This window comes from Streptomyces sp. NPDC101118, from assembly GCF_044759445.1.
GTDB lineage: Bacteria > Actinomycetota > Actinomycetes > Streptomycetales > Streptomycetaceae > Streptomyces.
In genome coordinates this window covers 359,518-378,489 of sequence record NZ_JBIVZG010000002.1, presented here as the reverse complement: position 1 = coordinate 378,489, position 18,972 = coordinate 359,518, and the positions used below count along the sequence as shown (strand labels likewise).

Below are 18,972 nucleotides of genomic sequence, written 5' to 3'. Positions count from 1 at the left end.
GGCGGTCCCGCACGGGGCCGCCCCCTCCCCATGTCACCGCCGACACCGGCCCGAACAGGTACCAGAACCACGCGCTGGTCCACGGCGGCGCGCGGCTCGGCGAACGCGGCAGCGGCAGCGGCAGCGGCAGCGGCAGCGGCAGCGGCAGCGGCAAGGCGATGGAGTTCGACGGCCGGGACCACTACCTGCGGGTGGTCAGCTGCTCCCCGTCGCTGCGGCTGGGGCGGGGCGACTTCACCGTCACGGCCTGGTTCCGGCACTCGGCGGCCGCCGGCGGCCTGCCGATCGTGTGGGGGTACGGCATGGGCGAGGGGGTGCGGCAGTTCTGGCTCACCGCCGGCCGCCTCCCGGACGGCAGCGGACGACGCCCGAACGGGCCAGGCCGGGGAGCCATCGGAAGCAGAGAGTGTTCATCTGATCACAGAATGTCGTGGCCGGGTCGGTGTGCGCCCCCGGTCCCGGCCCCTGGCTGGAGTGCGCCCGGCGCGGGAGCCTCCCGGTGGTGAAGGAGAGCCTCTGATGACTTGGCAGGACTCCCGGGCGACGGATCCGGTCGGCCGTGTCAGGAGAACCGGTCCGGCCCGCCGGCTGGCACTGGCCGGCCTGGCGGCCGGCGCCGCGGTGGCGTTGCCCGCCCCGGTCGCCCATGCCGCCACCCTGCCGGTGGCGTGCTCGGCCCCGGCCCTGGTGGCGGCGATCAACACGGCCAACAGCCAGCCGGGCCCCGACACGCTCAGCCTGGCCGTCGGGTGCACCTACACGCTGACGGCCGCGGACCACGCCGCGAACGGCCTGCCGGCCATCAGCAGCGAGATCACGGTCAACGGCAACGGCGCGACGGTCACGCGCGCCCCGACCGCCCCGGCCTTCCGCATCCTCTTCGTGGCCGGCGCGGGCAACCTGACGCTGAACAACGCCACGATCAGCGGCGGGCGGGCGGAGACCGACTGCCAGGAGATCGAGGGTATCTCCTGTGGCGGCGGCATCTCCAGCCTCGGCACGCTGACGGTGAACAACAGCCGGGTGCGCGACAACACCGCCACATCGCCCGTGTTCGCCCAGGGCGGCGGCATCGACAGCGCGGGCACGGGCACCCTGAACAACGTCGAGGTCAGCGGCAACACCGCCGCCTACACCGGAGACGACCCGGAGGGCGCCGCCGCGGGCGCGGGGGTCGCCAACGACGGCCCGCTGACCGTCACCAACAGCCGGCTGCACCACAACGTGGTCACCGTCCAGAAGAAGGACAGCGTGGGGTTCGGCGCCGGCCTCGCGGCGTTCGCGCAGACGACGGTCACGAACGCCACCATCAACGACAACCGCGTCAGCGCCCCGGACGGCATCGCGCGCGCCGCCCTGACCAACTCCGCCCCGATGACCGTCACCGGCACGGTCGTGCGCAACAACACCGCCAGCGCCCCCGACGGCGACGCCCAGGGTGGCGGAGTGGCGACCAACACCACCCTGTCCCTGAGCGCGACCCAGGTCAGCGGCAACCTCTCCAGCGCCCCGCGCGGCACCGCCCTGTCCGGCGGCATCCAGGTCGGGGCATCGGGCGCGCTCACGCTGAACCGCAGCATCGTCCAGGGCAACACCGCCAGCGGCGGCACCGCCCGGGGCGGCGGCATCGCCAACGCCACCGGCGGCACGGTGACGGCCACCCAGACGACCATCGGCGGCAACACCGCCGTCGCCACCGGCGGCACGGCACAGGGCGGCGGCCTCTTCACCGGCGTCGGCGCCACGAACCTCAGCCTCAGCAGCGTCACCGGCAACCGCGCCGGCGACGGGGGCGGCATCTACGAGGCCTCCGGCACCGTCACCCTGACCAGCACCTCGGTCAAGACGAACGTCCCGAACAACTGCGCCCCGCCCGGCAGCGTCCCCACCTGCGTGGGCTGAGCGGACCCGGCGCCGCCGACGACCGCCCCGTACACGGTGCTTCCGCCGTACGGGGCGGTCACGGCGTACGACCCCGGCTCCCCGCGGCAGGCTCCGCACGGCGGGCACGCGCGTACAGCTCGGCGCGGCCGGGGGCCGTCGGCAGCGCACGGGACACGCAGACCAGGATTTCCGCGTCGGCCGCCTCGGCCGCGCCGACCACACGGGCGGCCAGCAGCCGCTGCTCCTCGCTGGCCGTGCAGCGCCGCGCCCGGTCCTCGGTCGCCGCCTTCAGCATGGCGGCGATGCCGATCGCCCGCGCCCTGCGCTCGGGGGCGCCGGCCTCCGTCGCGTCGCGGTGGGCCAGCTCCCGTACGTCCTCGGGGCAGTACGCGTACAGGCCGAGCAGCCAGTCGTGGATGGCGGTCATCCGGTACATCAGCAGGTGCTCGGGCCCCAGGTACCAGGGGGTGCCGACCAGCGCCCGGAAGCACCCGGCGGCCGCCGGGGGGTGGGCCGCCCGCCAGAGCCACCGCAGGGCGAAGACCTTGGCGTACGGGTGCCACACGTGCCCGGCCAGCCAGGGGCCGACCACCGGCGTCAGGAAGCCGAGCCCGACCAGCGCGCCGCAGAGGGCCATGAAGGGCGCCATGCCCTCGCCGACCATGCTCCAGTCCCGGCCGGCCCAGGTGGCCGCGATGACGGTGAGTTTGGCGGCGCCGAACAGGAAGTTGGCGGAGGAGCCGAGCACCAGTGCCTGGAGGCCGATCTTCAGCCACGGCACGACGGGCGTGGCCCCGGCGCGGTCCGAGGCGTTGCCGATGGTCCCCGCCCAGTTCCAGCACATGACCATCGTCGCGAAGGAGGCCAGGGAGAGGCCGGTCAGGTAGACCACCGACATCTCGCGCAGGAAGGGGGTGGCGGCGTAGTGGAGGTCGAAGTCCACCGGCCGTTCGACCGGGGCCTCGCCGAGGGCGAAGAGGACGACGACGGCCACGATCACCACGGCGTAGCAGAGCAGCCAGCCCCGCACGCGGCGCCGGGTGGCCGCCCCCGCCTCGGGGCCGGCGCGCCAGTACTCCACCAGGACGACGGAGGCGCACGCGTAGGCGGAGAGCACGCAGTGGACGAACACGGCCGAGAAGTTGTCGATGCCCGTGAGCCGGTTGACCAGCCGAACCGTCGGCGGGGCTGAGCAGGCGAAGGTGACGCACGGCAGCAGGAGCATCGCGTTCACGGCGCGGACCATGGGGTTGCGCCAGCCGCGCCGGAGTCCCGGGAGCTTGGCGAGGAAGGCGACGCCCAGGACGGCCGCGGGCACGTACCAGGTGAGGGGGTGGGGTTCGGCCGTCACGGTCACCCCTCCAGGCAGGCCCAGATCCGGCCGGCCGTCTCGTCCGTGGGTCCCCCGCCGCGGGTTCCGTCGAGGTAGGGGCGGAACCTGGCCGCCAGCATCCGGCCGAACCGCTCCGCCCGCCGCTCCTCGTCGAGGTCGGCCCCGTCGCGGGCGGCCACGTGCGCGACCGCGTCGTCCAGGGACCAGCGGCCGCCGAGCATCCGGGCGGCCGCCGAGACCGCGGCGCCGGCCCCGTGGTGGCCGCAGCCGCCCTCCTTCCGGTGCCACAGCTCGTGCCCCATGATCACCATCTGGTGCAGGGGCGAGGTGTTCGCCTCGACGGCGATCACGTCGAAGTCGCCCATGTCCAGCCAGAGTCCGCTGACCGTGTCGACGGGGAAGGGCTCCAGCACCAGGCGCACCTCCCGCCCGCTGCTCAGCGTCAGATGGCGGCAGATCGCCCGGAAGATCCCCTCCGGTGTCTCGGGAACCGGGCGGCCGACCCCCTTGAACAACTCGTCGCGGTGGCGCTTCATCGCGCGCGCGAGCCGCAGCCCGTCGGTGTACGTGTCCCATGGCAGACGCACGGGTTCCCCCCTGCACATCGTTCTCGGTTGCGCGTGACCGCGCGCGGACCACGACTCCCCCGTCGTGGCCGCCTGCTCCGTCCTGCGTGGTGCCCCTCAGTCGCGTGCGGCGCGGGCCTCCCGGGCCCGGTCCTCCTGGGCCCGCCGTGCGACGGACTCGATGAGGGCGATAAGCGGCTGGGCCGTGTCCTCGGGGACGTCGACCAGCGCGCGGGCGGCGTAGGCGACGACGCCGAGCTCGGGGTCGACGCCGGCGACCGTGCCGGTCTTCCGCAGGCGTGCGAGGTCCTGGTCCTGGCGTTCCACCGTACGTTCCAGCAGGTCCCGGTGGATCTGCTGGAGGACCCGGTCCAGGGCCTCCGCCGGCTCGGCGACCAGGAACTCGATCCGCTCGCCGAAGAAGGCCGCGATGCCGGCGGCGTGGTCGAGGTTCGGCGCCCTGCCCGTCCTGATCATCTTGTCCAGCCACTGTGCGCTGGTCCCCGCGCCCGCCGCGATCTCCGCGAGGGAGCTGATCCGCCTGCTGCCGTCCGGGCCGGTACGCAGGCGGGTGCGGCGCAGGAAGAGGATCCGCTCGACCACGCGCCGGTGCCGGGCCTCCACGGCGTCCGCCCCCGGGTCCGGGGAACCCACCGGTTCCCCGCGCAGCAGCGCCGCCACGTCCTCGGCCGGCACTCCCGAGGCGTGGGACAGGCCGCCCTCACCGTCGATGCGCAGGACCCGGTCGCGGTCCAGCCCCATCCGGTCGAGCAGGACGTCGATGCGCCGCACGGTCTCGGTCAGGTCCCGGGCGGTGCCCTCCGTCACAACAGCTCCCGCGGTGTTCGAGTGGTTCGTCCGCCGCGCTCCGCGGGCCCGCCCGAGCGGGCGGCCGGGGCGGCGGTCCCGCAAAGACTAACAACCGCCGCCGGTCCGTCATCACCCGTACGGCGGCCACCGGGTGGCCGGTCAGGGGGCGGTGGCGGCCCGGCGGACGGCTTCCAGGGCGCGGGCGACGTCGGCGTCGGTGGTGGACCAGTTGCTGACCGAGATGCGCAGGACGCGGCGGCCGTGCCAGGTGGAGCCGCTGATCCAGGTGGTGCCGTCGGCGAGGAGGCGGTCGATGACCAGGTCGGTGCGCGCGTCGGTGCCGAAGTGGGCGCAGACCTGGGTGAACACGACGTCGTGGAGGATCGTGGCGCCCTCGATGCCGGCGATGCCCTCGGCGAAGGCGGCGGCGTGCCGGCAGAGGCGGTCGACCAGGTCGCCCACGCCGGACCGGCCGAGGGAGCGGAGCGCGGCCCAGACGGTGAACGCGCGGCCTCGGCGGGAGAGTTCGGGGACCTTGTCGATCGGGTCGCCCTCTTCGTGGTGGATGAGGTACTCGCCGTCCCATGGCGGCCCGCAGCGCGGCCGGGTCGCGGACGACGGCGAGGCCGCAGTCGTAGGGGACGTTCAGGGTCTTGTGGGCGTCCGTGGCCCAGGAGTCGGCGTCCGCGCAGCCCGCCATGAGGGGCGCGTACGCCGGCGACGCCGCCGCCCAGAGGCCGAAGGCACCGTCCACGTGCACCCAGCCGCCGGCCTCGCGGGCGGCCCGCACGGCCTCGGGGAAGGGGTCGAAGGCGCCGGAGTGGATGTCGCCGGCCTGCAGGACCACGATCGTGGGTACCGGCCCGCCGGCACCCGCCGCGGCCAGGGCCTCGCTCAGCGCGTCGGGCCGGATGCGTCCCTGGTCGTCGGCGGGCACCAGGCCGGGACGGCCGAGGCCCAGGTAGCGCAGGGCGAGGTCGACGGCCATGTGCCGGTCCTCGCCGGCGAGGACGTGGACGCGCGGGGCGCCGCTCAGCCCGTCCCGGTCGGTGTCCCAGCCGGCGCGCCCGAGGACGGCGTCGCGGGCGGCGGCGAGGCAGGTGAAGTTGGCCATGGTGGCGCCGGTGGTGAAGCCGACGGCGCTCCCGCCGGGGAGGCCGAGCAGGTCGAGCACCCAGGCGCCCGCGATGTCCTCCGCGGCCGCGTACGCCGGGCTGACGGCGCGCATGACGCTGTTCTGGTCCCACGCGCTGACCAGCCAGTCCGCGGCGAGGGCGGCGGGTTCGGTGCCGCCGACCACGAAGCCGTAGAAGCGGCCGCTGGGGAAGGCGGTGAGGCCCGGCTCGCAGGCGGTGGCCAGCAGGTCGACCACGTCGGCGGGGGTGCCGGGGCCGTCGGGCAGCCCGGGGCCGAGCGCGCGCACGATCTCGTCGACCGAGGCGCGGGCGGGTACCGGGCGGTCGGACAGGCTCGCCAGCCAGCGGACGGCATGGCCGTACGCCTGTTGGAGCGCCGCCTCGCGCGCGTCCATACTTCGGACTATGAGCCGGTACGGGCGGCCGCGCAAGCGGCGGTGCGGGCGGCGGCTGCCGGTCGGACGGGGAGGCGGCCGGACGGCCGTCCGCGTGCCTGAGGGAGGGGGCAGGTGCTCGTCCAGGCGTGCCTGAGGGACGGGGCCGGATGATCGTCCAGGCGTGCCTGAGGGAGGGCTCCGGCGGGAGTCCCACGTGCTGCCGGACGACGGGCGGCTGGACGACGCGGAGCGGTGCCGGGTGCCGGTGGAGCACGGCACCTCGCACGCGGTGTTCGTCGGCGCGGACGTCGCCGCCGGCACCGCCGGGGACCCCGGACTCCCGGTGCCGCCGCGGTTCTTCACGTCGGCTGGGGAACTGCCGGCCTGCGGCCACGGTACGGTCGCGGCGCCGGCCTGGCCGGCCCGGCGGACCGGGGGCGAGGGCCGCCGGAGCTTCCGGCTCCGGGCGTCGGGGCGGGACTTCGACGGCTGGACCGTACGGGCCGGCGCGCGCGTCACGACCTCCTTCGATCCCGGCCCGGTGCGGCTGCCCGCCCCTCACCGGTCCTCGTCGTCCCAGTCGTCGACGTCCCAGCCGTCGTCCGGGTCCGGGTGGACGTAGGGCAGCGGCTCGGCCACCCAGCCGGCGGCGAGGACCAGCCGGGAGGTGCGGTGGACGGCGAGGAAACCGAAGGGGCGGTCGATGGTGACGCCGATCCGGCGGATCAGGTACGGGGGCAGGGTGGCGGCACTGCCCACCACCGCGAAGAACGCGGTGACGGCGGCCGCCTCGAAGCCCTCGGCGTGGAACCGCGCCATGGCGGACTGCCTGCCCCGGTTGACGGCCAGCGGGACGGCGCTGATGCCGGGGAAGTGGCCGGAAGTGCTGTCGGAGGCGGTCTCCAGGCCGAACAGGCGCGCCCGCTCCAGGAGGTCGTGGTCACCCTCGACCTCGAAGGCCGGCGTCTCGACGTCGAGCTGCGGCTGCCGGCTGTACGAGCGTTGCCTGCCGACCGCCAGACCGGGTCCGGGCGCACCCTCGGGCAGGGCGTGGCCGTCGACCGACGCGACGGCCCGGGTCACCGCGTCGACGCCGCCGCGCAGCACGCGGCCGGGATCGGCACCGGGTTCGCCCAGCACCAGGTGGACGTCCACCCCGCCGTCGCCGACCACTTCCAGCACGGTGACCCGGCCGCCGGTCGTGTCGGCGACCCGCACCCGGTCCAGGAGGGAGGTCGTGCGGCGCAGGCACAGGAACTCCCGGCCGGCCCAGGGGCCTTCGTACGCCTCGCCGGGTGCGGGCGTGAACGGCCGGATCCAGCGCAGGCGCAGGGCGAGCGCCGAGGCCAGCACCAGCATGGTCGACTCGTCGACCGCCGCGGGCATGCGGTCGATCCGGCCGCCGGTGTTCTCGGCGGCCCAGGCGTCGAGCGCCGCGCGGTCCTTCTCGGGGTCGCCGGTGAGGGGGCCGCGGGCCCCTTCGGGGAGCCCGGCGGTCCAGTCCGGATCCAGCGGCAGGTCCTGGTGCGCCCAGAGGCCGGTCGCGGCGTCCAGGCCTCGGATGCGGCCCAGGGCGTCGAGCAGTTCGACGGCCGCGGCGGCGGCGCGCTCCGGGGGCAGCCCGAGTGCCCCGGCCAGTTCCTCGCGCGCCGGGCCGCCCGCGCCGTCCGCGAGCTGCGCGAGCAGCGGCCAGACGCCGGCCGCCGTCAGGACGGTGCTCTCGGCCCCGTCCACCGCGGTCTCCACCCAGCGGCCGGTCAGCCGGTTCACCGCACGTATCGTCGAATCCCTCATGCCGGGAGGGTATGCGGCCGCCGGCGGGCCGCCCTCCGGATTTTCGCCCGCCGGGCCTGCGGGGCGGCGGCCGTTCGGCCGGGCGGGGCGGGAATACCCCGGGATCCGGCGGGGGTTGGCGGGGAGGAGACCACGGATCACCAACCCGCCCGTGGGCGGCCGTGGCCACGCCGGCACGGACGCGCCCGGCGGATGACCGAGAGCGGAGCACACCTGACCATGGACACGACCCCGACCGCCGGCCGCTCGTTCCTCTTCGTCCTCGGCAGCTCCCGGCCCGGGGGCAACACCGAGACCCTGGCCCGGGCCGCCGCCGAGCAACTGCCCGCCGACGTCGCGCGCCGGTGGGTGGACCTGTCGAGGATGCCGCTGCCGGACTTCCAGGACGGGCGGCACGACGACGACAGCTGGACCGCCGGCGAGCACGAGGAGGCCCTGCGGCACGCCACGCTGGAGGCCACCGACGTCGTGATCGCCTCGCCGCTGTACTGGTACAGCCTGTCCGCGCAGGCCAAGCGGTACCTCGACTACTGGTCGGGCTGGCTGTCCGTACCCGGCTCGGACTTCAAGGAGCGGGTGGCCGGCCGCACGCTGTGGGGCGTGACGGCGATGGCCGACCGCGACGAGGCCCGGGCCGAGCCGCTGGTCGCCTCGCTGGAGCACACCGCGGCGTACCTGGGCATGCGGTTCGGCGGGGTGCTGCTCGGCAACGGCTCCCGGCCGGGCCAGATACGGGACGACGAGCGGGCCATGGTCCGTGCGAAGACCTTCTTCGGCCGGGAGGCCCGGCCGGCGGCGTTCCCGACCGCGTTGCCGCCCGCGTCCGCCTAGTCCGCGATCCTCTGGCTGTCGCCGAACTACGGTGCCGGCAGCCCGAGTTCACGCCATAATCGAGACGCTTGGCCATCCGCCGACCAGCGACCGCGGGAGCCCCATGGACGCCACGCTGACCGTGACGAGCACCGATCTCCGCGAGGGCGGGGAAGCCACCGCTTCACTCCTCACATGGCTGTCCCGGGACTCGGAGGTACGCAGGCACTGCCGGCCCGTACCGGTGCACGCGCCGCCCGAACCCGGAGCCATGGGGTCAGCCCTGGAGGCGATCAGCCTGGTGATCGGGAACGTCACTGCCCTCGGCGGCCTGACGGTGGCGGTCGCGGTCTGGCTGCAGGGGCGCTCTGACCGGACCGTGCGGATCAGCCGGGGCGACACCACCGTCGTGATCGACAGGGCGTCGCCCGGGCAGGTGTCCGAGATCGCCCGGGCCCTGAGGATCCCGGACCCGGCGGTCGTCCCGGACGCGGCGGTTCCGGCCGCCACCCTGCCGGAGCCCGGCCATACCGGCGACCCCGCTCCCGCCCCGGACGGCAGCACGTAGCCGGGCCGGGCCGAACGTGGCCGTGCTTCCGGACCCGGCGCGCTCACGCTGCCTGCTGGTCGGAGTCTCCCGCCTCGCGGCGAACGACCTGGCGGACCTGCCCGCGGTCGACAACAACCTCGAAGCGCTACGGGCGGCTCTGACGGACCCGGAGGTGTGGGGTCTGGCCGCGGAGCACTGCGTCGTCATGCGACCCGGCCTCGCCGAGGAGGTGATCGACCGGATCCACTCCCTCACGCAGGAGGCCGAGGACACCTTCGTCCTGTACTTCGCAGGGCACGGTCTCGTCGACGCGGCCGGCGACGAGGGCCTGCGGCTGGCGATGCCGAGGTCCACGAGGCAGAGGTCGAACTGGTCCCTCCTCTACAAGTCGGTGGTCAAGGCCCTCAAACACAACGAGTCCAGGGCCGAGCGCAACATCGTGATCCTGGACTGCTGCTACAGCGGGACGGCGGCGTCCGAGCCGATGGGGGTGAGGCGGCCGACGCGCGAAGAGCCGCCCGTGGACGGCATCTTCCTGCTCACCGCGACCAAGCGCCACGAACAGGCGATCTCGCCCGCCGGGCAGCCGCTGACGGACTTCACCGACGAACTCGTGTCCGTCCTGTCGGAGGGGCTTCCCGAGGGGCCCCCGCTGCTCGACCTGGACACCCTGTACCGCGAGCTGTACGGCAGGATGGTCCGGCGCAACGGGACCCACCCCGACCTCGCGGCCACCCGGAGCAGCGCCGCGCGTCTCGCCCTGGCCCGCAACCGGGCGTACCGGGAACCGCCGGAGGGGCCGGCCACAGGCCGGACCCGACCGCGGCCGGGCAGGCTGATCGCTGCTCTGGCGGTGGCGGCCGCGGTGGCGCTCGCCGCGCTCGCGGTCGTGCTGCTCGACCCGTTCGGCGGCGCCGGGGGCTCGGCGTCCCCGCCCGGCGTCGGGGGCCTGCTCCGGGGTACCGGGAGCGCCCTCACCGGGAACGTCGACCTGTCGTCGGAAGGCCGGACCGACTGGGTGCAGTGGGGGTACCTCCCCGAGGACGAAGACGCCACGACCGAGTTCGCGGGCGGCAAGCCGGCGGCATCGGAGTGCGCCCACCTGAACGTCTACTGCGTGACCCGCAAGGCGGACGCCTTCGTCATCGGGGACTTCACCGCACTGGGCACCGAGGAACCGACGAGGCTGTACGCGAGCGGGCAGCCCGTGACGTTCTCGTGGACCGGCGGCGCCTCACCCCACCAGGCGGCGCGCAACGTCCGTTCGGTGGTGTACCAGGGCGGGCCCGGCGCGGGCTTCCGCATCCTGGTCCCCTCGAAGAGCACGACCCGGGTGTTCCGCCTGTACGTCGGCTACCGCCAGGGCGCGATGCGCTTCACCGCCGCGCTCGGCAAGGACGCCCGCCCCGCCTACCGCGACCACGCCGACACCGCGTCCGGCCCCCTGAACAAGGACTACTTCCGGGTCTACGACATCACCTTCCGCACCCCCGAGCCCTCACTCCTGGACGTGAACATCACCCTCGAACGCAACCACGGCGGCGGCAACGTCACCCTGCTGGCGGCAACCCTGGCCTGAGCAACCGGAACCGGCGCCGCCGGGGGTGCTCCGTGCGCCAATGGTGGCTCGTTCCTGCGGTGTTGGGGCCTGGGTGCCAGCGCGACGGCTGACATTCCGGCGGTGGGCTGCCTAGAGTACGAGGCCTCGAACGGGTCGGGGGGATCCATGAGACGGGTGGGCGGCAGGGGGAGAGCGGCACTCCTGTGCGGGGTCCTGGTGGCGTTGGGCAGCCCGTGGACCGTCGAGGCGCTGCGCGGCTGGTACCCGGACGACCGCGTGGTCTGGCTGCTCCACCGGTCGCTGTTCGTCCCCCGGTGGAGCCTCACGGAACGCGTCGACCGCCTCGGGGCGGGAATCCCCTGGCAAGACGACCTGGTACTCGTCGGGCTGCTGCTCGGCACCCTGCTCTTCGTGCCCCGCCTGGTGGGCCGGGCCCCCGCGGCCGGCGGCGTCCGGTGGGTCGCCGCCCTCGGCACCGGTGTGGTGACCTCCGTCCTCGCCACGCTCCTGTGGTGGGCAGTCGCCGCGCTCACCGGCCCCGGCAGCTCCGTCCTGCTGCGCACGGCCCCCTCCGAAGCCCTGGTCGTCTACCTCTTCGACGCCCTGGTCTTCGGCGTGCTGCTGGGCCTGCTCATCGGCGTCGTCCACGCCGGGGCCCCGACGGCGCCCGGCACCGGGCGCGGGGTCCTCGCCGCCTTCCGCACACGCACCCGTGAACGGAGCACCGCCATGGCCCACCCCACCGCGAGCGCCACCGAGCCGGTCGCGACCGGCACCGCGCCCGGTGACATCACCCGCTATCTCAGCGCCGGGACCTACCTGGATCCCCCCTTCGCGCGGCGCGTGGTGGACGGCGTACTCGGAGACGGGCTGGGCGCGGTCGCCGTCTCGCCCGGCATCGACCTGGTGCCCGTCGTCCGGCACGCGCTCGCGGCCCGCCGGCTGCACCGCCGGCGTGACCGGCGGCTGGCCGCGGCCTTCTGCCCGGTGCTCGTGGCCGGCCCGCTGTGGGTGTTACCCACCCTGTTCGCGCTCCGGGCGCTGGGGGCCGCTGCCGAGCCGCGCGCGTCGCGCCAGGTGGCCCGCGGCCGCGGGGTTCCGCCCACGTCCGAGGTGGCGTGGCGACTGGCCGGTACGGTCTTCGGCCTGGTGGTGGCCGGCGTGCTGACGGGGCTCGCGCTGTCGGCCCTGCCGCTGCCGGGGGTGCTGAGCTGGCTGGTGGGCGGCTACCTGTTCGGCGTACCGCCGCTCCTCGCGGTGGCGGCGGCCTGCGCGCTGGCGCTGCGCGCGCTGCTCGACGAGGAGACCGACGTCGACGCACGGCTGGCCGGGGCCCTGCGGCGCGGGGTCTTCGACCCCGCCCGGCTGCCGGACGCCGGGACCGCCGAACCGTGGGCGGCGGCCAGGATCGCCGCCGTGGCCGAGGCCCAGCGCGGCAACGTGACGTGCCACAGCACCTTCTCGCCGTTCATCGGCTACGGGGGTCAGGACTCGGCCTGGGACCTCACGGTGCCGTTGCTGCCCGCCCAGCCGGCCGCCGGACCGTCCGGGGACGGTGCCGCGGGCGCGCCCGCCGGGGTGGCCGCCGGGGTGGCCGCGTTCGACACCTGGGACGTGCTGGAACGGCTGCGGAGCGGGCTGCGCGCGACCGCCGCCGCCACCGTGGCGGCGGCGGGGGCGGGGGCAGCCGCGGGGGCGGGCGCGAGTGGCTCCGGCCAGGCCGGCGGTGCGGACGCCCCGTACCTGGCCGGACTACGGGTCGAGGAGCGGGTGTTCGTCAGCGGCCGGGAGCTCGTCGCCGGCAGCCCGCTGCTGCCCGATCCGCTGCGCGCCCCCGCCACCCGACTGCCCGACGAGGCGCTGCGCCGGATCGCGGGGCAGCCGGACGGCGTGGCCCGGCTGTGGCTCGCCACCCACCTGCCCCTGTGGGGCGGGGAGGTGGTTCCCAGCCACTTCGTCCACGTGGCGGTGACCGACCGGACCCTGCACCTGCGCTGCGAGCGGTTCGTCCTGGACCCCGCACCACGGGGGTTCCACGTGATGGACCTGCTGCCGCCGGGCGCTGAGCGCGGTACGGCCGCGCCGGCCCCGGACCGGCGCCGGCGCCTGGTGCTCAACGCCGTACGACGGAGCGCCGGCGCCCTGCGGCAGGCCCCGCGGGCGTGCCTGGCGGATGCCCTGGCCGAGCGCCGCAGGCCCGGTCTGCTCCGCCGCGAGCTGCACGTCGCCGCCGAGGACCCGGCGTTCGACCGCGGCGCCAGGATGAGCATCCGGGAGACCGGTACGGGGCCGCAGTACTTCCACCACTTCCAGCGGCTGGACGCCCAGCGCACGCTCAACGCACTCGACCGGCACGCGCTGGCCGCCGTACGGGACTTCCTGGACGACCACGGCGTGGACACCTCCGACTTCCGGGCCCAGAGCCAGACCATCCTCAACCACGGCGTCCTGCAGACCGGCGGCGTGAGCGTCGTGGGCAACCAGGCCGTGGGCCCCGGCGCACGGGCCGACGCCCGGTCGGCCACGGCCCGTGCCGGGGGGCCGACGCAGCCCGGCGGCACGACGACCCGTTGAACAGGAAGGCAGGAATGGACATGTCCCAGCAGCCCGGGCCCTCGCCCGACGGCGCCCGGCCCGTCGTGAACCTCGGGATCCAGCAGTACGGGGGCCACAGCCACGTGGCGAACCAGGCCGTGGGCCCGCACGCCCGGGCCGTGGCCGGCCAGGTCTTCATGCAGGCCCCCACCATCGAGCAGCGCACCCGGCTGGACGACCTGCTCCGGCAGGTCGAGCAGCTCCTGGAGGAACACCGGGCCGCGCTGCCCGACCAGGAGGCCCCTCGCGCAGAGCTGCGCCGCCTGCGGGAGGAACTCGACGAGGACCAGCCGGAGCCCGGAGTGGTCCGCAGAGCACTGGACCGCCTGACGGTTTTCGCGCAGCCCGCGGCCCCCCTGGCCGCGGCCGTGGCCGAACTCGCCCGCCTGGTCCAGGCCTTCTGAGCGCGGCCGGGGGCGACCGGACGGAACCTAGCCGCCGGTCGTGCCGTCGAGCATCTCCCGCAGGATGTCCAGGTGGCCGTTGTGGCGGGCCGTCTCCTCGGTGAGGTGGAGGAGGATCCAGCGCAGGTCGACGTGGAGGCCGCCGCGGACGGCTCGTTCGGCCCGGTCGTCCAGCCCGCTCCCCGCGACCAGTTCGCGGTAGCGGGCGCTCTGTCCGGCGTATTCGTCGAGCAGCTGGGACAGCGGGAAGTCGACGGCGATGCGCATCTCGCGGTCGGGGTCCTCCTCGGTCCAGGGGCCCTGGTCCTCCTCGCCGAGGAAGACCACCTGGAACCAGTAGTACTCGACCCAGCGGAGATGGTTGATCACTCCGCTCATCGTCATCAGCGGTGAGCCGGGCAGGAGGGCCTTGCGTGCGTTCTCCGCGGAGATGCCTTCGCACTTGGCGCGGGCGGTGTCACGGGTGTAGTCGAGGAACGTGGTGAGCTGGGTGCGCTCGTCCCACGCGGGCGGCGTGTCGTCTGTTCTGGTCATCGCGCGAAGCGTCCCCGACCACCGCGGCCGGTGTCGAGGCATTTTCGGCGGACCAAGCTGCCTCGACACGGTCTCCCGGCGTCGACGGCCCGCCCGGCGTGACCGCCGGACGGGCCCTAGTCCGGCAGGTGGCCGGTGTCCGGGTCGATCTGGGCGAGGAAGTCGCGCGCGGACTGTTCGAGTTCGGCCGGGGTGAGGGAGTCGGCGCCGTGGACCGCGGTCGTGAAGCCGTAGCCCTCGTTCGGGCCCGAGTCCCAGGCGAAGTCGTAGACACCGCGCGCGTCCTCGCGCTCGGTGACGGTGAAGCGTTCCCCGTCCACGACCAGCTGCATGCCCGGTACTCCCCTCGCGGCGCCGCACGGCCGTTCCGGCGGCGTTGTCGGACCCATGATGGAGCATGGCGTCGAGGCGTGCGCTGAAGGGGCGGGCCGGTGGGCGGGGGTCGGGGGTGGGCCGTGCGGCGGAGGCTGTGGGTGTGGGCGCTCGTCGTCTGGGGGGTGCTCGTGGCCGCGGGCGGTGTCGCCACGCTGTACCTGGGCGGGCCGGAGGGCGGGGCCGCGCCGCAGAGGGTCTGGGAGCCGGCGGCGACGCCGTCCGCCCCGCCGACGCTGGATCCCGCCGCGTGCGAAAGCCAGGGTGCAGACCCGTTGGGGCCCAGGGTCCTCTGCGCCGAGGCACGGGAGTGACGGGGGAATGCGGCCGAAATGCGGGGCACGCTTGATCACTTGGGGTGGCAGCATGGTGGGTCCACGACGGTGGCCGGCGGGTGCCGGCGGAGGAGAGGGGTGGGGGCGCCGATGAGCGGTTTCCGCAAGGGTCCGGCGAAGGTCGAGGTCGCGCTGAAGTGGGATCCCGCGCCGGCCGGGCGGCCGCCGCACGACCTCGACCTGGTGGCGGCCACCTACGCGGCCGACGACCCGCACGGCGAGCCGGTGTACGTCGTGCACTTCGGCAGCCGGTCGCCCGACGGCACGATCACCCTCGACCGTGACAGCCGCACCGGCCAGGGCTTCGGTTTCGACGAGGTGATGACCCTCGAACTCGACCGGATCCGGCCGGAGCTGGGCCGCGTCGTGGTCGGCGTGTCCGTGCAGGACCAGGGCGGCCGGGTGACCTTCGGCGAGATAGCCAACGCCGGGTTCCGGATCCGCGAGGGGCACACCGTGCTGGCCGAGGGCGGCTTCGCCGAGGTGGGCGACTGCCCGGCCGTGCTGGTGGCCGAGTTCGTGCGTGACGGGGCCGGCGCCTGGACCTTCGTACCGGGGCTGCGCGGCTCGCAGTCCGGGCCCGCGGAGTTCGTACGGGCCATGGGCGCGCTCCGCGCCCGCTGACCGAGCCCCGGCCCGGGCGTCAGCCCAGCGTGACCGGGGTGGGGCCGTCCGGGCGGACCGTGATCCCGAACACCGTTCCGGCCGGGGTGGCGCGGAAGCGCGGCCGGTGGGCCGGCAGCAGGTGCTCCAGCAGGGCCGTGGCCTCGCGCAGCGCGAACTGCAGGCCCAGGCACGCCCGGGGGCCGATGCCGAAGGGCAGGTGGCTGCCGGGCTCGGAGGGGCGGCGGCCCGGCGTGGTGAACCGTGCCGGGTCGAAGCGCTCCGGGTCGGGCCACAGCTCCGGGTCACGGTGGGTGAGGTACGGGCAGACCAGGACGTCGGTGCCGGCCGGCACCACGTGCCCGGCGAGCAGTCCGTCCTCGACCGCGTGGCGCGGCAGGATCCAGGCGGCCGGGTACAGGCGCAGCGCCTCGTGGACGAGCGCGCCGAGGGCCTGACGGCGCTCCGGTGTGCCCTCGCCACCCGCGGCGAGGGCCTCCTCCCGTGCCTCCGGGTGACGGTCCAGGAGCAGGTACAGCCAGGTCAGGGTGGTGGCCGTGGTCTCGTGGCCGGCCACCAGCAGGGTAACCAGCTCGTCCCTGAGCAGGTCGTCGGTGTACTCGGCGTGCTCCCCCGCCGCGTCGAGCAGCACGTGCAGCAGCCCCGGGCCGTCCGGCCCGGCCTCGCCCCGGCGGGCCGCCCCGATCGCATGCCGGGCGACGGCGTCGATCCTGGCCAGCTCGGCGGCCACCGCCGCCCCCGGGGCACCGGCGGGCAGGGTGGGGAGGGCGCCCATCACGGTGGACACGGCGGCCAGTTCGCGCTCGGTGTGCGCGTCGAGGGGGTGCCCCGTCAGGGACCGCCAGATGGTGTCCAGGGCGAAGCGCCGCATCTCGTCGCCCAGGTCGAACTCCTCGCCGGTCCGGGCGTACGCCGCCCAGCGCGCCGCGGCCGTACGGGCGGCCGCCTCGATCCGGTCCTCGTAGCGCCGCATCCCCTTGCCCGTGAACTGGCCCTGGAGCACCCGCCGCTGCCTGCGCCAGGCGTCGCCGGTGGCGGAGAGCACGCCGTCTCCGACGAGCAGGCGGGCGCGGTGGGACCGCTTGACGTACCGGTCCGGGTGCAGGGCGAGCACCTGCTGGGCCGCCCTGGGGTCGGTGACGAGCACGGTGGGGTCCGGACCGAGCCGGAACGCTGCCACGCCGCCCAGGAGTTCACGCGTCCGGGTGAGCAGGTCCACCAGCTCCCCGCCGTCCGCGCGCCAGCGCGCGACGAGCGCGGGGTCGGCTTCGGGCACCGGCACCCCCTCCCCGGCCGGCGGGAAGGGCACGGGCGAGGGGGCCGGGACGGGGCCTGACTCGGCGTGGGTGGCCACGGGGCTGCTCCTGGTGCGAAGTGGGGCGGTCGGCTCCGGCGGCGGGCACGGCGGCACGACGGGGGCCAGGCACGGACGGGGGCCAGGCTCGGGCTCGGCACGGGCACGGGCACGGGCACGGGCACGGGCACGGGCACGGGCACGGGCACGGGCACGACGGACTGTACGGGAGCGCGTGCGGTGGGTGAAAGGGCGCATCGAGCCGTCCGTCCGACTCCGGCCACGCCCTCACTCCCCGATTCCATCCAAGCCTCAACTGTCGTTTTTTGAAGCACTTCTGAGGATCCGTCGATTACGAGAGAGTCGCGTGCTCATGTCATGATTCCGCTGCCGCATTACTTCCCAGTAGGAATCTTGACGGCATCCACCCCCCTCATCCTCGAACCGCGGAGGACGCCCCCGTGCGCAGGCCCGCCAGGACCATCCTCGTCCCGTTACTGACCTCCCTCGCCCTCGCCGCCACCGGCTGCTCGGCCGCCGGTACGGCCCCCGAGTCCGCCCCCGCCACCCCGGTGGCGGCCGTCGCCCCCGCCCCCGCGGCCGGCAGCGAGCAGCTCGCCGTCGCCGAGGCGCCGCGCGGCACGCCGACGGCCGTGGCCCGCCCCGACGCCAAGGGCGGCGCGCCCGCGGCCGGCGGCGCCAAGCGGAGCGCCCTCAAGGTGGCGTCGTACGACAGGCGCACCCGACGCGCCGTCATATCCGCCCCGTCGAAGCCCGCCCCGCCGCCGAAGGCCACACCCGGCGCACCGGACGCCACGCAGCCCGGCGCGACGGCCGGCCCCTCCGCCGGCCCCTCCGCCGGTCCCTCCGCCGGTTCCTCGGCCGGGAGCACCCCCGTACGGGCCGGCGACATGATCGCCAGCCCGCCCGCCCCCGGCGCGCCGGACGGCCTCCTCGCCGAGGTCACCGAGGTCGTGGGGACCACGGGCCGCGGCACGGAGGTCGTCACCAGGCCCGCCGCCCTGAGCGCGCTCCTCGGCGACGACAAGGCCGCCGGCCAGGTACCGGTCGACCCGTCCACCATCGGCGTCGAACCCCTCGTGGACGGCGTGAAGTTCTCCTGGACCAGGCCCGACGGGCTCCACTTCGGTCCCAGCGGCGCGAAGGTTCCCGTGGGCCGGCTCCGGCTCGACGTCGGTGCCGCGCTCGCGACGGCGGAGGGCGCGCCGGTGTCGGCCGCCGCCTCCGTGTCGGGCTTCGTGGAACTGGCTCCGGAGGTGGAGTTCTCGTACGACGGCGGCGCACTCGGCGCGCCGGGCAGGTCCGGCCCCGGCACCGCGTTCCTCGGCATGAGCGGCGACTGGTCCGCGCAGTGGGCCCTCAAGGGCCGGGCGGCGGCCACCGCCTCCCAGCGGATCCCCTTCGCCAAGCTGCACGCCGACCCGGTCATCCAGGTCGGGCCGGTCCCCGTGGTCGTCAACCTCGACCTGACCGTGTACCTGCTGCTGGAGGCCGACGGCCGGATCACCCTCGACGTGCGCCAGGACGTGAAGGGCGACTTCCGCGTCGGCGGCAGCTACGCCCGCGGGCAGGGCTGGACCCCGGTCGGCACCTCCGAGGTCACGAGCACGCCGGTGACGGCCACGGTCACGGCGGCCGGCCGGGCGAAGGCCGCGCTGGGCGCCGAGGCGTCCGTCGGCCTGTACGGGATGGCCGGCGTCGGCGCGGACTTCGCGCCGTACCTCCGGGCCGGCGCCGAGGCCACCGGCACCGCGTCCACGGACGGCAGCGCGACGCTGGCCGGCTCCTGGTCGGTGCACGGCGGGTTCGACCTGAGCGGACACCTGCAGCTCCAGCTCTCGGTCTTCGGCACGCCGATCTTCCGGAAGCGGATCCCGCTGGGCTCGCTGAACCGTGAATGGCCCCTCGCCTCCGGTCACGGGAAGACGTCCGCCTGAGTGCGCGTGGGGGCCGGCCGGACCTCGGTCCGGCC

18 protein-coding genes and 1 pseudogene are annotated in these 18,972 nt (G+C 75.3%); 9 read left to right on the top strand and 10 right to left on the bottom strand.

The features are described 5' to 3' along the window. Positions 1–181: 181 nt before the first annotated feature. Positions 182–334, bottom strand: coding sequence for a hypothetical protein (locus tag ACIQUQ_RS04645; RefSeq protein WP_403971271.1), 153 nt, complete (start codon positions 332–334; stop codon positions 182–184). A 185-nt stretch (positions 335–519) separates the two neighbouring features. On the opposite strand from ACIQUQ_RS04645, the gene ACIQUQ_RS04640 reads away from it, so the two are divergent. Then, positions 520–1,902, top strand: coding sequence for a hypothetical protein (locus tag ACIQUQ_RS04640; RefSeq protein ID WP_403971269.1), 1,383 nt, complete (start codon positions 520–522; stop codon positions 1,900–1,902). A 58-nt stretch (positions 1,903–1,960) separates the two neighbouring features. On the opposite strand, the gene ACIQUQ_RS04635 is transcribed toward ACIQUQ_RS04640, so the two are convergent. The 5 genes and pseudogenes from ACIQUQ_RS04635 to ACIQUQ_RS04615 form a co-directional block, all read right to left on the bottom strand. Next, the gene (locus ACIQUQ_RS04635) at positions 1,961–3,235 is read right to left on the bottom strand and encodes a DUF6545 domain-containing protein (protein ID WP_403971267.1); all 1,275 of its coding nucleotides are present in this window, start codon (positions 3,233–3,235) and stop codon (positions 1,961–1,963) included. 2 nt (positions 3,236–3,237) lie between these two features. Beyond that, entirely contained in the window at positions 3,238–3,804 is a 567-nt protein-coding gene (locus ACIQUQ_RS04630; protein WP_403971265.1) for a toxin-antitoxin system, toxin component, read from the bottom strand. A gap of 96 nt (positions 3,805–3,900) precedes the next feature. Next, entirely contained in the window at positions 3,901–4,611 is a 711-nt protein-coding gene (locus ACIQUQ_RS04625; RefSeq protein WP_403971263.1) for a hypothetical protein, read from the bottom strand. 141 nt (positions 4,612–4,752) lie between these two features. Then, the gene (locus ACIQUQ_RS04620) at positions 4,753–5,055 is read right to left on the bottom strand and encodes a hypothetical protein (RefSeq protein ID WP_403971816.1); all 303 of its coding nucleotides are present in this window, start codon (positions 5,053–5,055) and stop codon (positions 4,753–4,755) included. A gap of 184 nt (positions 5,056–5,239) precedes the next feature. Beyond that, positions 5,240–6,124: pseudogene (locus ACIQUQ_RS04615) on the bottom strand (pyridoxal phosphate-dependent decarboxylase family protein); the annotation flags it as partial. A 163-nt stretch (positions 6,125–6,287) separates the two neighbouring features. On the opposite strand from ACIQUQ_RS04615, the gene ACIQUQ_RS04610 reads away from it, so the two are divergent. Beyond that, a complete protein-coding gene (locus tag ACIQUQ_RS04610) occupies positions 6,288–6,728 on the top strand; it encodes a hypothetical protein (protein WP_403971261.1) in 441 nt (146 codons plus the stop codon). Here the strand turns inward: ACIQUQ_RS04610 and ACIQUQ_RS04605 are convergent. Further along, a complete protein-coding gene (locus tag ACIQUQ_RS04605; protein ID WP_403971259.1) occupies positions 6,665–7,900 on the bottom strand; it encodes a serpin family protein in 1,236 nt (411 codons plus the stop codon). The genes ACIQUQ_RS04610 and ACIQUQ_RS04605 overlap by 64 nt on opposite strands. A gap of 192 nt (positions 7,901–8,092) precedes the next feature. On the opposite strand from ACIQUQ_RS04605, the gene ACIQUQ_RS04600 reads away from it, so the two are divergent. The 5 genes from ACIQUQ_RS04600 to ACIQUQ_RS04580 all read left to right on the top strand — a co-directional run bounded on the left by ACIQUQ_RS04600 (position 8,093) and on the right by ACIQUQ_RS04580 (position 13,820). Next, positions 8,093–8,731 carry a flavodoxin family protein gene (locus ACIQUQ_RS04600; protein WP_403971257.1) on the top strand — a complete coding sequence of 213 codons (639 nt, stop codon included), beginning with the start codon at positions 8,093–8,095 and terminating at the stop codon, positions 8,729–8,731. Positions 8,732–8,834: 103 nt separating this feature from the next. Then, complete coding sequence (locus tag ACIQUQ_RS04595; RefSeq protein ID WP_403971255.1) at positions 8,835–9,278, top strand: hypothetical protein; 444 nt, start codon at positions 8,835–8,837, stop codon at positions 9,276–9,278. Positions 9,279–9,294: 16 nt separating this feature from the next. Next, the gene (locus ACIQUQ_RS04590) at positions 9,295–10,839 is read left to right on the top strand and encodes a caspase family protein (protein WP_403971253.1); all 1,545 of its coding nucleotides are present in this window, start codon (positions 9,295–9,297) and stop codon (positions 10,837–10,839) included. A 198-nt stretch (positions 10,840–11,037) separates the two neighbouring features. Next, positions 11,038–13,395 (top strand): hypothetical protein, encoded by a 2,358-nt coding sequence (locus ACIQUQ_RS04585; protein WP_403971251.1) that lies wholly within the window; start codon positions 11,038–11,040, stop codon positions 13,393–13,395. A 20-nt stretch (positions 13,396–13,415) separates the two neighbouring features. Continuing rightward, positions 13,416–13,820 carry a hypothetical protein gene (locus ACIQUQ_RS04580; protein ID WP_403971249.1) on the top strand — a complete coding sequence of 135 codons (405 nt, stop codon included), beginning with the start codon at positions 13,416–13,418 and terminating at the stop codon, positions 13,818–13,820. Positions 13,821–13,847: 27 nt separating this feature from the next. Here the strand turns inward: ACIQUQ_RS04580 and ACIQUQ_RS04575 are convergent, their stop codons facing one another. Both ACIQUQ_RS04575 and ACIQUQ_RS04570 read right to left on the bottom strand, forming a co-directional pair. Next, positions 13,848–14,354: a DinB family protein gene (locus tag ACIQUQ_RS04575; RefSeq protein ID WP_403971247.1), complete on the bottom strand. Its 507-nt coding sequence runs from the start codon at positions 14,352–14,354 to the stop codon at positions 13,848–13,850. 116 nt (positions 14,355–14,470) lie between these two features. Continuing rightward, on the bottom strand, positions 14,471–14,686 hold the full coding sequence (locus tag ACIQUQ_RS04570) for a hypothetical protein (protein ID WP_403971245.1): 216 nt from the start codon (positions 14,684–14,686) through the stop codon (positions 14,471–14,473). 465 nt (positions 14,687–15,151) lie between these two features. Between ACIQUQ_RS04570 and ACIQUQ_RS04565 the strand changes: the two genes are divergently transcribed. After that, positions 15,152–15,685 (top strand): TerD family protein, encoded by a 534-nt coding sequence (locus ACIQUQ_RS04565; RefSeq protein WP_403971243.1) that lies wholly within the window; start codon positions 15,152–15,154, stop codon positions 15,683–15,685. Between the two features lie 19 nt (positions 15,686–15,704). On the opposite strand, the gene ACIQUQ_RS04560 is transcribed toward ACIQUQ_RS04565, so the two are convergent. Then, positions 15,705–16,967, bottom strand: a complete 1,263-nt coding sequence (locus ACIQUQ_RS04560) for a cytochrome P450 (RefSeq protein ID WP_403971796.1) — start codon at positions 16,965–16,967, stop codon at positions 15,705–15,707. Positions 16,968–17,440: 473 nt separating this feature from the next. Here ACIQUQ_RS04560 and ACIQUQ_RS04555 point away from each other — a divergent pair, with 473 nt between their 5' ends. After that, complete coding sequence (locus ACIQUQ_RS04555; protein WP_403971241.1) at positions 17,441–18,937, top strand: hypothetical protein; 1,497 nt, start codon at positions 17,441–17,443, stop codon at positions 18,935–18,937. Positions 18,938–18,972 lie beyond the last annotated feature (35 nt).